The 17,261-nt window shown below is 47.1% G+C and carries 11 protein-coding genes; 4 read left to right on the top strand and 7 right to left on the bottom strand.

Translation table 11 applies throughout. From position 1 onward, the window contains the following. Positions 1-5: 5 nt before the first annotated feature. The 4 genes from BC643_RS10060 to BC643_RS10045 form a co-directional block, all read right to left on the bottom strand. Positions 6-1,388, bottom strand: a complete 1,383-nt coding sequence (locus tag BC643_RS10060) for an efflux RND transporter periplasmic adaptor subunit (protein ID WP_120272961.1) — start codon at positions 1,386-1,388, stop codon at positions 6-8. 217 nt (positions 1,389-1,605) lie between these two features. Further along, positions 1,606-2,988, bottom strand: coding sequence for a phosphoglucosamine mutase (gene glmM, locus BC643_RS10055; protein WP_120272960.1), 1,383 nt, complete (start codon positions 2,986-2,988; stop codon positions 1,606-1,608). 24 nt (positions 2,989-3,012) lie between these two features. After that, positions 3,013-4,494, bottom strand: coding sequence for a glutamine synthetase family protein (locus tag BC643_RS10050; protein ID WP_120272959.1), 1,482 nt, complete (start codon positions 4,492-4,494; stop codon positions 3,013-3,015). A 120-nt stretch (positions 4,495-4,614) separates the two neighbouring features. After that, positions 4,615-7,236: a valine--tRNA ligase gene (locus BC643_RS10045; RefSeq protein ID WP_120272958.1), complete on the bottom strand. Its 2,622-nt coding sequence runs from the start codon at positions 7,234-7,236 to the stop codon at positions 4,615-4,617. Between the two features lie 317 nt (positions 7,237-7,553). Here BC643_RS10045 and BC643_RS10040 point away from each other — a divergent pair, with 317 nt between their 5' ends. The 3 genes from BC643_RS10040 (at position 7,554) to BC643_RS10030 (ending at position 11,176) form a co-directional block, all read left to right on the top strand. Beyond that, positions 7,554-8,348: a TIGR02757 family protein gene (locus BC643_RS10040; RefSeq protein ID WP_120272957.1), complete on the top strand. Its 795-nt coding sequence runs from the start codon at positions 7,554-7,556 to the stop codon at positions 8,346-8,348. A gap of 90 nt (positions 8,349-8,438) precedes the next feature. Further along, positions 8,439-10,292 carry an LTA synthase family protein gene (locus BC643_RS10035; protein WP_120272956.1) on the top strand — a complete coding sequence of 618 codons (1,854 nt, stop codon included), beginning with the start codon at positions 8,439-8,441 and terminating at the stop codon, positions 10,290-10,292. Further along, positions 10,292-11,176 carry a diacylglycerol/lipid kinase family protein gene (locus BC643_RS10030; RefSeq protein WP_120272955.1) on the top strand — a complete coding sequence of 295 codons (885 nt, stop codon included), beginning with the start codon at positions 10,292-10,294 and terminating at the stop codon, positions 11,174-11,176. The genes BC643_RS10035 and BC643_RS10030 overlap by 1 nt, the downstream gene beginning before the upstream one ends. Positions 11,177-11,188: 12 nt before the next feature. On the opposite strand, the gene BC643_RS10025 is transcribed toward BC643_RS10030, so the two are convergent. After that, complete coding sequence (locus tag BC643_RS10025) at positions 11,189-11,839, bottom strand: hypothetical protein (protein ID WP_147377193.1); 651 nt, start codon at positions 11,837-11,839, stop codon at positions 11,189-11,191. Between the two features lie 230 nt (positions 11,840-12,069). Between BC643_RS10025 and BC643_RS10020 the strand changes: the two genes are divergently transcribed. Then, positions 12,070-12,990, top strand: coding sequence for a DUF6263 family protein (locus tag BC643_RS10020; protein ID WP_120272953.1), 921 nt, complete (start codon positions 12,070-12,072; stop codon positions 12,988-12,990). Positions 12,991-13,068: 78 nt separating this feature from the next. Here BC643_RS10020 and BC643_RS10015 read toward each other — a convergent pair whose 3' ends face one another. Next, positions 13,069-14,178, bottom strand: a complete 1,110-nt coding sequence (locus BC643_RS10015) for a phytase (protein WP_120272952.1) — start codon at positions 14,176-14,178, stop codon at positions 13,069-13,071. A gap of 109 nt (positions 14,179-14,287) precedes the next feature. After that, on the bottom strand, positions 14,288-17,056 hold the full coding sequence (locus BC643_RS10010) for a TonB-dependent receptor (RefSeq protein ID WP_120272951.1): 2,769 nt from the start codon (positions 17,054-17,056) through the stop codon (positions 14,288-14,290). Positions 17,057-17,261: the final 205 nt, after the last annotated feature.

Here is a 17,261-nt window from a genome sequence, read left to right as displayed (position 1 = left end):
TGATTTTAATTGCTGATGACGGCGCCACCGGACTTTGTTGGGGGTACTTTTCCGGGTTTCTCATCCTTTTGCGTTTTTTCAGCTTTCGATATTTCCTCTTCTGCTTGTTTTCGCTGTTCCTCTTTTTCCTGCACCATTGCCTGGTAAATTTCAGTCCCTTTCAGTGGGAGTTCCGAACCTGTTTCGGGCTCGTTCAGGCAGATGACATCACCTTCCTTCAGCCCTTCCGAAATCAAGACGTAGTTCTCGTTCGACTCCCCAAGTCTCACGACTTGTCGGCTGATATTGCCGCGGTCGACGTAAACGTACTGCATACTGTCGTTCTCAAACACAGCGTCAATAGGAATGTAGAGTGTGTCGGTGTATAAGTTGGTGTAAACGATGTTGCTCGTGGTCATCGCCGGTTTCAGGTCTTTGTCAACTCCAAACACTTTTATTTTTACCTCGAACACTTTCGCGTCGCTGTTGGGCATGGTTTGGCCAATATTGGCGATGGAGACAACTTCACCGGTCATCTCTTTATCGGGGAAGGCGTCGATCCCGATGTCAGTTTTTTGACCTTCCTTGATTTTAGAGATGTCGATCTCGTTAATGTAAGTTCTCGAGATCAGGTTTGTCATGTCGGGAATCGTGGCAACCGATCCGTTGCTCCCGACATCTGATCCGACTTTTGTGATTCCCCAGGGGTTTTTGATGTAGGTGACAATGCCGGCTTTTGGAGCTGTTATCGTCAGTGAGTTGTAGAGTCCTTCCAAACCCTCGTAACGTTCTTTGAGCTGCCGAAAATTGATGAACTGCCGGTTGACTTTGTTTTCTTCCTGCTGGGTTTTCAGCACGTAGGCGTTTTTCTCCTGCTCGAGTTTGCGTTCGGCTTTGTCGTAATCCATTTGCGCTTTCTTTTGAATTGAAGGCGACTCGTAAATGGATTCTTTGACGATAATGTCTTTTTCTTCCATGTCCAAACGCGCGTTGGTGATGGCGTCGCGTTGGTTGGAAAGGTTGAGGTTGGAGTCAATTTTGGCATCCTCGTACTCTGAGAATGCTTTGTCCATTTCGTCCTGCACATTTTTAATTTGCTCCTGCACCGCTTCCGGGTCCAGTCGCGCAACGAAATCGCCCGAATCAACATAGGTTCCTTCTTCTACGAGCTCGGTTATTTTCAGGCTCCAGATCCGAAGGCTGCGATCCGAAAGCTTTGCGGGTACAGGAATGTTTTCTTTGTTTTCAGATTCGATTTGCCCGGAGGAGTACACTGCAACCTGAAAGTCGCCACGCTGCACCTGTGCGGTGAGCATAATGCTTTTTTCACTTTCGGAGCTAAGTACGAGAATCAGGATTAGTAAAACGACAGGAATTAACAGAAAGAGGAGGTTTTTCTTTTTTTTCATATCGGCTTTGTTAGATTTTTAGGTTTTCTGTTCGGTAAATAAAGTTAAGAAAGCAGGTCGTTACATAAGATATATTTTCATACTGTTTATGAAACCTTAACAAATTTTTCGAATTGGGTTTTATCCCAGTGGATTAACAGGAATTGCGTTTATCGAAGTTTTGTTAAATGCAATTAATATGCCAAAAAGAAAGCCGGCGAGTGGCCGGCTTTGTGTTTTATAACTGGTTTTTGATATCCGTTATGATCTTCTGGGCGAGTGTATCAGCCTTGTCAGGCGAGGTCGATTCAGCGTAAATCCGAATAATGGGCTCGGTATTCGATTTTCGCAGGTGCACCCACTCGTCGGGGAAGTCGATTTTTACGCCGTCAACGGTGCTGACTTGCTCATTGGCGTAAAGCGCTTCCATTTTCTCCAGGATCTTGTCGACTTCGATTTCGGGCGTCAACTCAATCTTGTTTTTCGAAATGAAATAGTCAGGGTATGTTTTGCGCAGTTCCGAACATTTCAAACCCGACTTCGCAAGTTGTGTCAGGAACAAGGCAATGCCGACTAAAGCGTCGCGGCCATTGTGGCTCGCCGGGTAGATCACTCCGCCGTTTCCTTCTCCTCCAATTACAGCATTCGTTGCTTTCATCGCGGTAACGACATTCACTTCTCCAACGGCCGATGCAGTGTAGCTGCTTCCGTGTTTTTCAGTGATCACCCGCAACGCCCGGCTCGACGACATGTTTGAGACGGTGTTTCCGGGTGTTTTCGAAAGTACGTAATCGGCCACGGCTACTAAAGTATATTCCTCGTTGAACATGCTGCCGTCTTCGCTAATGATCGACAAACGATCCACGTCTGGGTCAACCACGAAACAAACATCAACCTGCTTTTCTTTTACAATGGCACAGGTTTCAACCAGGTTTTCTGGCAGCGGTTCGGGAACGTGCGCAAAGTGTCCGGTTGGCTCTTCGTTAATCGGTACAATGTTTTTCACACCCATTGCTTCGAGCAGCGCGGGAATGGCGATTCCACCCACTGAGTTGACAGCATCGAAAGCAACGCTGAAGTTGGCCGCTTTTACGGCTTCAACATCAACAAGATCTAACGCCAGGACCTGACGAACATGTTCAGCCGTGTAGTCTTTTTCGGTCATGCGACCCAGGTCGTCAACTTCTGCAAATGAGAAGCTTTCCTCTTCGGCATATTTTAAAATGGCAGCTCCGTCGGCTGCGGAAATGAATTCACCTTTCGCATTCAGAAGCTTCAGCGCGTTCCATTGTTTGGGGTTGTGGCTGGCTGTCAGAATGATTCCGCCATCGGCTTGCTCGGTTGTAACGGCAATTTCTGTGGTCGGGGTTGTTGCCAGTCCCAGGTTTACCACGTCGATTCCCATTCCGGAGAGCGTTGCACAAACCAGGGCATTAACCATCTCGCCGCTGATACGGGCGTCGCGGCCCACGACCACTTTACATTTTTTTGCGCCGGAAACGCCGGTTAGCCATTTGGCATACGATGCGGTAAATTTCACGACATCAAGAGGGGAGAGGCCTTCTCCCGGTTTGCCGCCAATGGTTCCGCGAATCCCGGATATTGATTTAATCAGAGTCATATGAAATAGTGTTTGTCTGTTTGATTACATAAAATGAAGGTAGCTTTCAACCAGCTTGACAAATTCCTGGTTTTCGCCGTATGTTTTGAAATTGTTGATCAGCTCTTTGTCGTTGAATGAACGAAGTTTCGCGATCGTGTGATCGATGATCGGTTTCGGGAAAACCTGGTCGGCTTCAAAAAACTTCCGCTGTTCCTCCAATTGCTGTGCCGCTTGTTCGCAGGAGGTAGGCAGAAAACTAAAGTCCGATTCTAATTCGGGCGAGAAAAGGTTCTCGTCGGTTTTCAGCTGGTCTGCTTTTTTTACAGATTCGGTGTTCATGAGGCCGGACAAGGCGCACATGATCAGGGCTGCCACCAAAAGGTAAGGGTTTGCCGATCCGTCGGCTCCGCGGTATTCCAGGGTTTGGCGGAAGGTTTGGTCGATCACCGTTTCAGCATTCTGGTTGGCATGTGCCGAAAGGGACTCCATGCGGTTCCAGCCCAGAGGAACACGAATCAACGTGGATCGGTTCTGGATGCCCCAGCAAACCTGGTTGGGGGTTTCCTGTCCGCTCATCAGGCGCAGAAACGACACCGGTGTTGGGTTGGCGAACGCACACAAGGCGGGTGCCAGATCCAAAATACCGCCAATCATTTTCAAACTGGTCGTCGTCAGGTTTTCCTGATCAATCAGCACGTTCTTGCCGGCGTGCTCAACCATGAAATGAATATGCAGGCCGCTACCCGGCTGGTTCAATGCTATTTTTGGGATGAAGGTGACATTGACATTGTACTTCAATCCCAACATGCGCAAGATCCATTTGGCCACGGCGAGCTGGTCGGCAGCATCCTCCGGATCGCCCACCGAGAATTCAATCTCGTGTTGCTCGTATAATTTTCGGTTGTAGATAAAGTTTCCAGTTTCAGCGTGCCCAAAGCGAACCTTGCCGCCGCACTTGGCAATTAGTTTTAAGGCTTCAACCCGCAGCGTTTCATGAGCAGAATAAGGCTCTGCACTTTGGTAGCCGTTTTCTGCAATCACCGTCCGTTCATCAATGTCGCTTATCACGTAATACTCCAGCTCGGCCATCAGCTTAATGGTCATACCGGTGGATTTGTTGAACTGGTTGCGGGCTTTGCGCAGGATGTAAACCGGCGAACTTTCCAGCGGCTCACCATCGGGCCCGTAAAAAGAGCAGAGAATGTCGATTGACGGAATCTCCGAAAATGGGTTGATGAACGCTGTTTTGTAGCGCGGAACCAGGTAGAGGTCGCTGTTGTTGGTCGGTAGAAACGAAAAAATGCTGCTTCCGTCCACCCGTTCTCCTGAGGTCAAAATCATGTCCAGCTCTTCCACGCTGGTAATCATGAAATTGATGGTTTTCAGTTTCCCGTCTTCAGCAGTATATCTAAAATTCACCATCTCAATCTGGCGTTCTTCAATGTAACGGATCAGGTCTTCTTTCGTGAATTCAGAGGCTGGTTTCTGTAGATACTGTACCAGTGGGTTTGGGTGTACTAGCATGATTGCATGATTAATATTGCTGTGTCAAAAATAAACAGACTTTCGGAAATTGCTTGTTGTTGCAAACAAAAAAGCCCTCTGTAAAACAGAAGGCTTTTGAAAATATTGTTTTGTAGCCGATTATTTCAGCTTCGCAATTTGCTCTTCCAAAACTTTTATCTTGGCTTCAGCATCGGCTTGTTTGGCGCGTTCTTTTGCCACGACAGCTTCCGGCGCTCCGGCAACAAAACGTTCGTTGCTCAGCTTGCCCATCACCGATTTCAGGAAACCTTTGGTGTATTTCAGCTCTTCTTCCAACTTTTTCAGTTCTTCTTCAACATCAACCAGCTCGCCTAGTGGTACAAAATAAGTACTCGATTTAACCAGGAATGAACCGGCTCCGCCTACTTCAGTGCTAACCTCGTTGTAGCCTGACAAGTTTCCGAGTTTGCTAACCACTGAATTTAAATCGGCATTGTAGCCTTTGTCACCCGGAAGAACGGCCAGCTCTAAAGTGTCTTTGTTGGCAATGTTGTTTTTCGTGCGGATGTTGCGGATACCCGAAATAACTTCTTTCGCATCTTCGAACTTTTGCAGGAAGGCAGCGTCGTAGCCGGTTGATTTCGGCCAGCTGCTGATCATGATACTTTCGCCTTCTTTGCGCTCTTTCAGGTACTGCCAGATTTCCTCGCTCACGAACGGCATAAACGGATGGATGAAGCGTAAAACCTCATCGAAGATGTCAATCAGTTCGCCGTAAGTTTTTCCGTCGATCGGTTGTTGGTAAGCCGGTTTAACCAGTTCGAGTAACCATCCGGAGAACTCGTCGCGAACAGCCGTGTAGGCGTTCATCAACGCGTCCGAGATGCGGAACTTGTCGAAGTGATCGTCGGTTTGCTCAACAATCTGGCTGAACTTTTGCCGGAACCACTCGATAGCGATTTTTGAATGTTCCGGTTGAGGGATTGTGTTGTCAACTTCCCAGCCTTTCACCAGGCGGAACGAGTTCCACATTTTGGTGACGAATCCGGCACCTTGTTGCGGCAGACTTTCGTCGAACAGTAAGTCGCCACCCGCAGGCGAGCAAAGCATCATCCCTACACGAACACCGTCGGCGCCATAGCTGGCAATCAGGTCGAGCGGATCGGGTGAGTTACCCAGCTGCTTCGACATTTTGCGTCCCAACTTGTCGCGCACAATACCGGTGAAGTACACGTTTTTGAAGCAAGGCTCCTGACGGTATTCGTAACCCGAAACGATCATGCGGGCCACCCAAAAGAAAATGATATCCGGACCGGTAACCAGGTCGTTGGTTGGGTAATAATATTGTATTTCGTTGTTTTCAGGGTTGTTGATACCGTCGAAAACGGAGATCGGCCACAACCAGCTCGAGAACCAGGTGTCCAGACAGTCTTCATCTTGACGCAAATCTTCCAGTTTCAGCTCCGGTTGTTTTGCCTGTGCCAGTTCCAGCGCTTTTTCTGCAGTCTCGGCAACTACGAAGGTGCCGTTGGGCAGGTAGTAAGCCGGAATCTGGTGTCCCCACCACAATTGACGTGAGATGTTCCAGTCGCGGATGTTCTCCATCCAGTGGCGGTATGTATTTTTGAATTTCTCGGGAACAAACTTAATGATGTCGTCCATTACGGCGCTCAAAGCGGGTTTCGCCAGGTCTTCCATCTTCAGGAACCATTGGGTTGAAAGCTTTGGTTCGATCGGCACACCGGTACGCTCCGAACAACCTACTTTATTATTGTAGGCTTCGGTTTTCTCCATCAAATCTTTGTCGATTAGTTCCTGCTCAATTGCTTTACGCACATCGAAACGGTCTTTGCCGTCGTAGTGAAGTCCGTGCGCATTCAACGTACCGTTGTCGTTGAAAATGTCGATACTTTCGAGTTGGTATTTTTCACCCAGCATGTAGTCATTCACATCGTGAGCCGGAGTAACTTTCAAACAACCGGTACCGAATTCCATGTCAACATAATCGTCCTCGATAACCGGAACTACGCGGTTTACAATCGGCACAATCAGTTTCTTTCCGCGGAAACGAGCTGTTTTTTCATCGTTCGGATTTACACAAACCGCCGTATCACCAAAAATCGTTTCGGGGCGGGTGGTTGCAATGACTGCGTAATCGTCTTCACCTTCAACTTTGTAACGCAGGTAATAAAGTTTTCCGCTTTGCTCTTTGTAAATAACTTCTTCGTCAGACAATGCCGTTTTAGCAGCCGGGTCCCAGTTTACCATGCGTACGCCTCGGTAAATCAGGTCTTTTTTATACAGGTCAACAAATACTTTGATAACCGATTCGCTGCGTTTCTCGTCCATGGTGAAACAGGTACGATCCCAGTCGCACGAAGCGCCCAGTTTTTTTAGCTGCTCCAGGATGATGCCACCATGTTTGTGGGTCCATTCCCAGGCGTGTTCCAAAAACTCTTCGCGAGTCAAATCCGTTTTCGAGATTCCTTGCTCCTTCAATTTATTAACCACTTTGGCTTCGGTGGCAATCGAGGCGTGGTCTGTTCCGGGAACCCAGCAGGCATTCTTGCCCAACATGCGCGCACGACGGGTCAGGATGTCCTGAATGGTATTGTTAAGCATGTGCCCCATGTGCAACACACCGGTTACGTTTGGCGGCGGAATGACAATCGTGTAAGGTTCACGTTCGTCGGGAACAGAGTGGAAAAAACGCTGATCCATCCAATACTTATACCATTTGTCTTCAACTTCGGCCGGATTATACTTGCTGGGAATCTCCATCGTATCTATTAATTGTGTATTTCGGTTGTATTTATTAGAGGCTGCAAAAATATAAAAGTTTGACGAATATGAGGTTATCCGCAGGGGCGAAGTTCTGCTAATTAACCCTCGACTGATTTGGGCTCAACATTCCGGAATGCTCTCTGTTTATTTGGCAAAGTTAAAGACAGTGCGCAGCACTTTGAAATTCCCTGCGGTGCCGATTTTTTTTTCTGCTTAGGAAAATAAATTTATAAGCAGGGAATTTGCGCAAGGTTGAACGCGGAATTGCGATCGTCATTTGCCGCGAAAGAAAATGACAACTTAATGACCACAGAATGACCATAAATGACCACTTCTCTGCTCCCCGTTTAAGTGATACAGAAATCTACGACCTGCTGGAGGAGAAAACCCTTCAATATAATTGTCCCGATTTTATTGAAACCGACCCGATACAAATTCCGCGGCAGTTTGCACAAAAGGAGAATATCGAAATTGCCGGTTTCCTGGCGGCGACCATTGCCTGGGGACAGCGGCCCACGATTATTAGAAATGGCAAGTGGCTGATGGAGGCGATGGATCACGATCCGTATGCATTTCTACTAAATACTTCGGAAGATGAGTGGCTGCATTTTGATGGGTTTAAGCATCGCACATTCAATGGCGTAGACTGCATTTACTTTCTGCGTTCGCTGAAGAATATCTATCAAAATCACGGCGGACTCGAAGCTGTATTTGCGACCGGTTTTCAACAGGACGACACGGTAGCGGGGGCGCTGCGCTATTTTCGAAAGGTGTTTTTCGAGGTTGCCGGCGAGAGTCGCACTCAAAAGCATATTGCTAATATCGACAAAAATGCATCGGCCAAGCGGTTGAATATGTACCTGCGCTGGATGGTTCGGAAGGATGATGCCGGTGTGGATTTTGGCATTTGGGATGGTATCCCGATGTCGGCTCTATTGTTGCCCTTGGATGTGCACACCAGCAAGCAAGCCCGGCAGCTCGGCTTGCTGGAGCGGAAACAGGACGATTGGAAAGCGGTGTTGGAAGTGTCGGAACGACTTCGGCAATTTGATCCGAACGACCCGATTAAATATGATTTCGCTTTGTTTGGGCTGGGTGCGTTTAAATAGCGGGACATGTTAACAATTACAAAGCAGGTGACGAAAGACGAATAATTTTGTAATTTTGCCGGTCGCACTTTTCCAAAATTATGTTATCGAATGAGAAAAGTATTTTTCGCTTTTTTGAAATATTACCTGTTTTGGGTACTCTTTTTTACGGCTTTAAAAGTATTCTTTGTCGTTTATAATTATCACGCTGTTTCCGGCTTACCATCGGCCGACTTTTGGGGAATCTTCAGTCATGGTATCATCATGGACTTGTCGGTTGCCGGTTATTTCAGCATGATGCCCGGGCTTATTTTCAGCCTGGGATTTGTCTTCACAAGTCGATTTAGTTCGTACCTTATTAAATATTATACGCTTGCCGTTCTTATCTTTTTAACGGTACTCGGATTGTCCGACGCGGGGGTGTACCCGGCTTGGGGGAGCCGTTTGAATGCGCAGCTGCTGATGTACCTGGAAACTCCCGGGGGAATTTACGCATCCATGAGCTGGTGGCAACTGATTCTGTTTCCCGTTTTGTGGGGCGGTATCGTGTGGCTCGGTTTCTGGAGTTTCACCCGCTTGTTGCCAGCGTGGAAGATGGCCAAATTCCGCCTGCAATGGTGGGGAATTCCGGTGATGCTTGTATTAACGGCTGCGCTGATTATCCCGATTCGCGGTGGTTTCGATCGGGCACCCTTGAATCACAGCAAAGTTTATTTTAGCGATCACCTGGAGGCCAACCAGTTTGCATATAATTACTTCTGGAACTTCATGAGTGATGTGATGAAGAATAAAAAGGCCCAGGTTGAGGTGAATTATATGTCGGATGAAGAGGCGGAAGCTATTCTGAAGGCACACGATAAAGTTGGTTTGAAAGCTCCGCAAATCATTCAGCCGGTTGTCGGAAAGCCGACCAATGTGGTGGTTGTATTGTTGGAAAGCTTTTCAAACAAGGTGATTGAACCGCTGGGCGGGCTACCCAATGTGACGCCTCGCTTGAACGAGTTTTGCAAAGAGGGGATTGCGTTCAACTCGTTTTATTCAACCGGCAACCGCTCGGATAAGGGTATTTCGGCCCTGATTGGTGGCCGGCCGTCGGATATGAGCAGAACAACGGTTTTAGCTTTTCCCGACAAGATGAGTAAGCTTGATTATTTCCCGAAATACTTCGCCGACCGAGGCTACAACATGTCTTTCTATTACGGGGGTGACGTTAACTTCTACAACACGCGTGCGGTGATGATCCAATCGGGAATCGATAAGATCGTTTCCAAAACGGATTTCCCTTTCGAGCTGGCCCTGAAACAAAAGTGGGGTGTGCCCGACGAATACCTGTACGCCCGCATGTTCGAGGATCTGAAACAGGAGAAGGAGCCTTTCTTCAGTATCGTTTATAATATAAGCAGTCACGAGCCTTTTGATGTGCCCAACTATAATAAGTTTCCCGGGGTGGAAAAAGCAGATCGTTATTTGAATGTGGCTTCTTACGCCGATAGTTGCCTGGGTGTTTTCATCGATTCGCTGCGGCAAACACCGATGTGGGATCACACCCTGGTGGTGATCACAGCCGACCACACCTCACTGGAACCTGGGCCGACCAATATTACCGAGCCGGCGACTTACCGAATTCCGTTGATTTTGCTGGGAGGTGTGGTGAAGCAGTCGTTTATCAGCGACCGGTTTGGGAATCACAACGATTTGGCACCGATGTTGGTGAAACAAATGGGCTGGGAGCACAAACCCGATCTGTTGTCGAAGGATTTCCTGGTTGACGACAGTTACGCGTTTTATTTCAGGGGCGAAGGCTGGGGATTTATGTCGCCCGAGATGGGATGGTTTATGAACACGGAGACCCGGAAACAGGATTTCTTTTATAACTATGCCCCGGCGAAAACTGATTCGGTGATGAATTTTGCAAAAGCCTACGTGCAATATCTGCACGACGGCCATTTACAACAGGAAAAGTGATGGAACGTAAATACGAGTTTATTGTCAACCCGGTTGCCGGGCCCAAAGATAATGTTGCCTATTTCAAGCGCTTGAAGGCCCAACTGAAAGAGCGGGGAATAGCGTTCGAGAGCAAAAAAACCAAACGAGCCGGTCATGCACCCAAGCTGGTGAAAAAGCGACTGGAGCGCTCCGATGCCGTTATCGTTTCGGTTGGGGGTGACGGAACTTTTAATGAGGCTGCTTCGGTACTTGTTGGTACCTCGCGCGAGATGGCTCACATTCCGCGCGGTTCCGGAAATGGTTTGGCCCGAATGCTGAATATTCCAAGCAAAATTGAAAAGATTCCTGATTACCTGGAAAACGGAGTAGCCCGCTCAATTGATGTCGGTCAAATAAACAACGACTATTTCTTCTGTACTTGTGGTTTTGGTTTCGATGCGCTGATTGCACACGAATTTAGTGATAGCACCACCCGTGGTTTGTGGACTTACGTGACGTCGGTTCTCAAAAAGTTTTGGCGGTTTCGTGGTGTTGAGGCCAAGTTTGTTTTGGATGGGCAGAGCTACGCCGGCAAATACTTTGTGGTGACGTTTGCTAACGCCAACCAGTTCGGTAACGATGCTTTTATCGCGCCTGACGCGGTTCTCGACGACGGCTACCTGGACGTGATCATGATTCGTCCGTTTCCGCTATATTACACACCTGTTGTGGTAGCGGCGCTTTTCCGCAAAACGATTCACAAGTTACCTTATGTAGAAACAAGGAAAGTGAGGACTGCCGAAATTCATTCGGTTTCCAGCCCTTATTTTCATTGCGATGGGGATGTTTATAACACCGATTTACCAGTGAAAATAACCGTGAAAGAGAAAGCCTTAAATTTACTTCAACCGAATAAACGGTAGTTTCCCGATTGCTTACTTTCTAATCAGGCCGTCTTGCTTCAATTCTTTTGTTAGCATCTTTGCATAGCCATTGAAGAGGTTGTCGAAGCTGTCGGGATTGAACGATTCGGATTGGATAGACCACAGTATTTTCTCGGTCGCCAGGTCGTAAAAGTTGGTCTCAACAAAGTAGGTTTTGTCAACCTCCATGGTGCCGGTGTTTTGCTGGGCATCATTCTCGAACGTGTAATACCGATAGTAGTTGTCGTAATACAGGTAGCTGAATCGCGGATTATAGCTTTCACCACTTTTCGGCGTGTAGCGCGATTCGGTTTTTATATCTTTTAAAGCCACTGTCACTGCGGCCTGGCAACCTGCTTGTTCAAATATTTTGGCAAGTTCTTCTTTGGGAATGAATCCCTGCTTGTCCGCATCACCCGGAATGATTTTGTTGCTTTCCAAAGCGACCATTCCTTTCTTTTGGGAATGGATGAGCTCAACCATTTTTTCTTCAACTTTTACCCGAATAGCCGGATCACGGACGATGGCCAACACACAAACGGTATCGTAGGGCTCGCTTGGCAGCGCTTCGCGATCAATGTAAGCATCGGTTACTTTTTCCATGGGTTTGCAGGCAAACATAGCGGCCAGCAGGAGTAGAAGAGCAAATTGAGTTTTTCGCATATCGTTTATCTTTTGGGAGTGTGTGGTAAGTCGTTCTCTTGCAAACATACGAAATGTTTTGTTATCGATTGTTCGGATTTGGGTGATTTTGACCACATTGGTAACGTATCCGGAATCGATCAACCAAACAAAATAATAGACCATGGTGTATCGGGCGAAAAGTTGCCGTAAATTAGACTCAGTTTTATAAGAAAATCCAAAATCACAAACCCGGATTCAAACGTACAAGTATGAAAAAAACATTCCTTTTAGTGGTTGTCTGCTTGGCAACCTTCGCACTCCAGGCACAAAAAGTCGATATCAGCCTTAACTTAAAGAAAGGGGCTACCTACCAATCCAAATCGGTTTCTATTGGAGAAATCACGCAGGAGGTCATGGGGCAGAGTATTAAGATCGACATGGAAATTACTGGGGTGATGGCCTTCACGGTGACTAATCAATTGGATAATGCATTTGAAATTGACGGTAAATATGTTTCGTTAGTTATGAACATGAAAATGCCACAAACTACCATGACGTTTAGCTCTGAGACACCTGATTCGCAGGATCCTTTATCGTCTATGCTGGCGAAAATGACGCAGCGTTCTTTTCAATTCACCCTGTCGAAAAAAGGGGAGGTGTTGGCTGTGAAAAATTTGGATGTGCTGATGGATTCAGCACTTTCTGAAATCGGAGATTTGCCGGCGGTGCAAAAAGAGCAGCTGATGAAACAGCTTAGCGATAGTTATGGCGAAGACGCCTTTCGTGGAAGCATGGGAACGATGCTGACAATCTTCCCGGATCATCCCGTGGCAGTGGGCGATAGCTGGAAATCATCGCTCGCGCTTAAGTCGGGAATGACCATGGATGTGGCGATGACTTATACTTTCAAAGGAGAAGAAGGCGGTTTTTACCTGATTTCGGGTGAAGGTACGATGGCAACTCCCGAAGGCGGCTCGCCTGTTGTGAGCAACGGTATGCAAATGTCGTTCGAGATGAGCGGGAGTATGGTGTCGGATTTGAAGCTTGACAAGAAAACTGGTTGGGTTATGGCGGGCACTTCCGAACAGCAAATGACAGGAAAAACAAAAGTTGCTCCAACCGATCAGTTGCCTAACGGAATGGATATTCCGATGACGATGAAAACGACTTCAACTTATACCGGAAATTAACACCGGGCTAAAAATAGAAAGCGGCAATCGACTATGAAGTCTTTTGCCGCTTTTGTTTGCATTCTATTCTTAAGCGTACTAGTTCTTTTTTAGCTTGAAGAGTTTGGCGACGTTTTCCCAAGGTACCAGCTTGAAGTTTTGAGCAACTGCAGCCTTGTCATCGTAGTTGTAGCCGTCCTGTACAACCAGCAAGCCGTGTTCGAAATCTTCATTCAAATAGCTGCTGAATATGTCAATACCGTCGGTTTCTTCCACACCATCCACATCGCCATCGGTAATTCGGAAACTGCCGATGTATTTGTGCGGCGGCTGCCGTTCGTAAACCGCGTAGCTGTAGTTGCCCTGGCTCGATGCAAGCAAATAGCCCTCGCCCTTGGGTAAATAATAGATGGCCAAACCTTCAAGGTCGAAACTGATGTTTTCGTTATCCGCTTCGCTCGATTTGGCCAGCTTGTTTCCTTCAGTTTTCGCGTTGGGCTCCGCTTCAAACTTCCAGATTCCGTCGTTTTCTTCCCCCAGAAAAAATACTTTGTTTTCGTCGTCGGCAACCATGCCTTCAACTTGTGTGTTCACACTCCAGCTGCGCACCAAGCGGGCGTCAACGAGTGAGTCGGTGGCGAACAGTTCCCATTGTTCCACTTCGCCAGCCTTGCTGTTCATGTAAGCATATATTTGATCGGTCTGGGGGCTTTTGTACATTGCAAAACCATAAACTTCTCCGTTCATTTCGGTTTTGATAGCTCGGGCTGCCACATTGATCAGGCTTCCGTCGGGCAGTATTTTATAAATCGAAAGTCCTTCAGTTGTGCGGTTCGTTGCGCAAACCAAGTCAATCGTGTCATTATTCAATACAAAACCGTAGCGCAGGTCCACATTGTTCATATTGCCGTCGGCATAATAATGAAGCTGCTTGCCTTTCAGGTCGTAAACAGCCAATCCTCCTTTTTTGTCGGTGCCAATGATGTAGATCTGTGAGGCATCTTTCGGGTTTGCCCAAATGGCCGGGTCGTCGGCTGCATCTTCGTCAACCGGTTGAGGCATTGGTTCTGTTTCGTAAAGGGCAGTCGTTGTCTTTTTTATTTTATTGGCGGCGCGCTGCGAACCCTCGCTCGCGCGATGGCAGGCTGCTCCTGAAAATAGTATTGTAATTAGAAGTAGTTGTTTCCACTGGAACATCAAATCTCTCATAGTGCATTAATTTCGTGCCTGTTTTCGGCAGTAAGATACAATAGATTGTGGGAGGTGAAAAAGAAAATTCCCCGCTTCGGATGAGGCAGGGAATTTCTTCGCTGTTTAATTATAAATCGAACTTCAATCCAAAGTTTAGTTTTACATCATAGTATTCAGCCTGGTAGGTGAATTTTGATTCGCCTTGGTAGTAACGCAGCGGTTGATTCAGCAGGTTGTTGGCTTCGGCAAAAATGCGGAAGCGCTTGCTGATGGCATAGCTGGCGTTTACATCCAGGTAAGTCACTTTATCGTAGTAAATGTCTTCGAAGGTTTCACTACCAAACTCGCTCACGAAGTCGCTTGCATAGTTGAACGAAATGCGCGCCGACAGTTTGTTGCCTTCGTAGTAAAGTGATGCATTCAATGTATTCTCAGGAGTTCCGGGTAAAGTCACATCGTCTTCGTTGTGTCCTTCAATCTGGAAGTTGCTCACATCCGATTTGGTGTAGGTGTAGTTGGCATAGAAACCCATTTGCTTCAGGAAGCCCGGCAAAAAGTCGAACTGACGTTGGTACGCTGCCTCGATACCATACAGTTTCGCGTCGCCGGCGTTGATTGGTTGTGTGAATTTATCCCAGGTATTGTTCAGGTACTGATAATCTTCCATGCTGCTTTCAACAATAAAGTCGTTGATGTCTTTGTAGAAGATTCCGGCCGAGAACATACCAACCGACTGGTAGTAGTGTTCGAACATCAGGTCGAAGTTCATTGATGTTGTAGCGCTCAGATCCGGGTTGCCGATGCTGATTTCGTTGTCTTCGTTGTTTGTTTCAACGTGCGGAACCAGGTCGTAGTAGCGTGGGCGAGCAATGGTGTTTGTCCAACCGGCTTTCAGTTGGCTGTTCTTGCTGAATTTGTATTTGAACATCAGAGAAGGCAGGATGTTGGTGTAGTCGCTTTTTTCCTCTTCTGTTTTATCCAGGCTTTCGAAGTCTCCGTCTTCATCCAGCGTAATGGCATAACCCGAATATTTCAGGTTGGTGTTTTCCAAACGTACACCGGCAACCACATCCAAGTTTCCAAATGTTTGGTCGTAACGAATATAACCGGCTGTTACATCTTCGCTGGCGTCGAAGTTCCCTGCTAGCTCTTCCGGATCTTGTTCTTTGTCGAAGTCGGCTGAATTCTCCAGATTCAAGCCGGCAACAAATTCTTTGGTAACGAATGTTCCGGCAATATAATTTCCTGCGCGGTAATCGCTTTTAGTTTGAACTTTCGTGTGTGCAACAGCGTCGGCCACAAATGCGTCTTCGTCGGTTGGCTCGTAAGCATAGAAGTCGTTGTCGCGCGATTTTGATTTGCCTTTGTACTTGGCTCCAAAGCGCAATACTTTCGATTTGCTGCTTTCGGCCAACGGTAATTTAAAGTCTACTTTGAAAGCTTTGTCGATATCTTCAGTATACTGGTGTTCTTCAGTCAGCTCATCGAAGCCCCAGTTGGCGTTGAAATCCTGAGCATCCGCGTCGTTAATAATTACCTGAGGCTTTTTAGTGTCCGTCAAAACCTGTTGGAAATCTACGTGTTTGTAGGCGAAGTTTAGGTAGCGTTCGTTTGGGCGGTCTTCGTTGGCTTTCGAGTACGAACCTTGCCATTTCATTTCAAGTGCACCAAGCTGGTGATCACCTTTTAAGGCAATGTGCCAGGTACGTTGATCTTCCAAACGGGCGTCCTTGTTGGTCCCGGCTTTTACTTCGCGTTCAATTTTGGCTTCGTCTTCATCCAAATCCTTGTAAACAACACGGAAACGGTTTTCCCAATCATTCCGGTGGTTGTACATGACTTTGGCCTCAATTTTATTGGAAGGGTTGATTTCGTAGTCGAAGGCGGCCGAGTAACTTTGGCGTAAACGCTGAATCCAGTAGGTACGAACCTGCATTTCAGTCATCAGGATGTTGCCGTCATCGTCTTTCCATTCTGCTTCCAGGTCGTCAGAACCCATCTTGTGATTCTGGCGGGATCCGGCCAGCGTCATACCAAGCTTGTTGTTGAAGAAGCGGTCGGCGTAAAGCAACGAGATATTTTCAGCTGGTTTGTCTGTCAGCATGTTGTAGGTAGCGCCAATTGTACCGCTGATACGGCGGGCATAAGGATTTGATTTGGTCACCAGGTTCACAGAGCCACCGATCGCATCGGCGTCCATGTCGGCAGTTACCACTTTGCTCACTTCAATACTTTGAACCATATCGGAAGGAACCAGGTCGAGCTGGATAGCACGGGTTTCAGCTTCCGCTGACGGAATGCGGTCACCGTCGATGGTTACCGAGTTGTATTCAGGCGACGCACCGCGGATGGTTCCGAAGCGGGCTTCACCCTGGTCGTATTGTACGCTGATACCCGGAATACGCTTCAGCGCATCACCCACGTTAGCATCCGGGAAACGACCAACCTGGTCCGAAGAGATGACGTTGGTTACGTTGATGCTGCTTTTTTGTTGGTTCAATGCTTTTGATTGTCCCTGAAGAGAGCCGTTCACGACCACTTCATTCAGATCAACACCGGCTTCCATGTAGAAATTGGCAGTGCTTGTTTTGCCCACTTCAACCTGGACCTGTTGGCTGGCTTCTTTAAAGCCAATGTAGCTAACGGTTACATCATAAGTGCCTTCTTTCAGTTTTACGATGCGGTAAAATCCGTTCACATCGGACACCACTCCCTGGTTGAGGCTTTTGATCATTACCGTTGCTCCCGGTAATGGCAATTTATCCTGGTCGAGCACACGACCGGCAATTACCCCGTAGTCGGTTGGCATATCACCTTCGGGCTCATTTGTTGCAAAAATAGATTGATTTAAGAATAGTGAAATTGCAAAAATCAACATCAGAAATTTAGAATTCATAGCGATAGATTTTGTTTGAATGAGCGCAAAAGTAGAGGGCGAAAACGGGCTTGTATGTTAATCATAAGTTAGGTGATTTTTAATTATGAGAAAATGACAGAATAGGTTATTGGTTTAAATATCAGATATATGAAATGTTTATTTATTGTTATTAAATAGTTGTCTGCGTTGGTTTAAGGTTAGGGTAGTGTAAAGAATGGATCAT

The organism is Mangrovibacterium diazotrophicum (assembly GCF_003610535.1).
Classification (GTDB): domain Bacteria; phylum Bacteroidota; class Bacteroidia; order Bacteroidales; family Prolixibacteraceae; genus Mangrovibacterium; species Mangrovibacterium diazotrophicum.
This window is presented reverse-complemented; position numbering and strand designations above follow the sequence as displayed.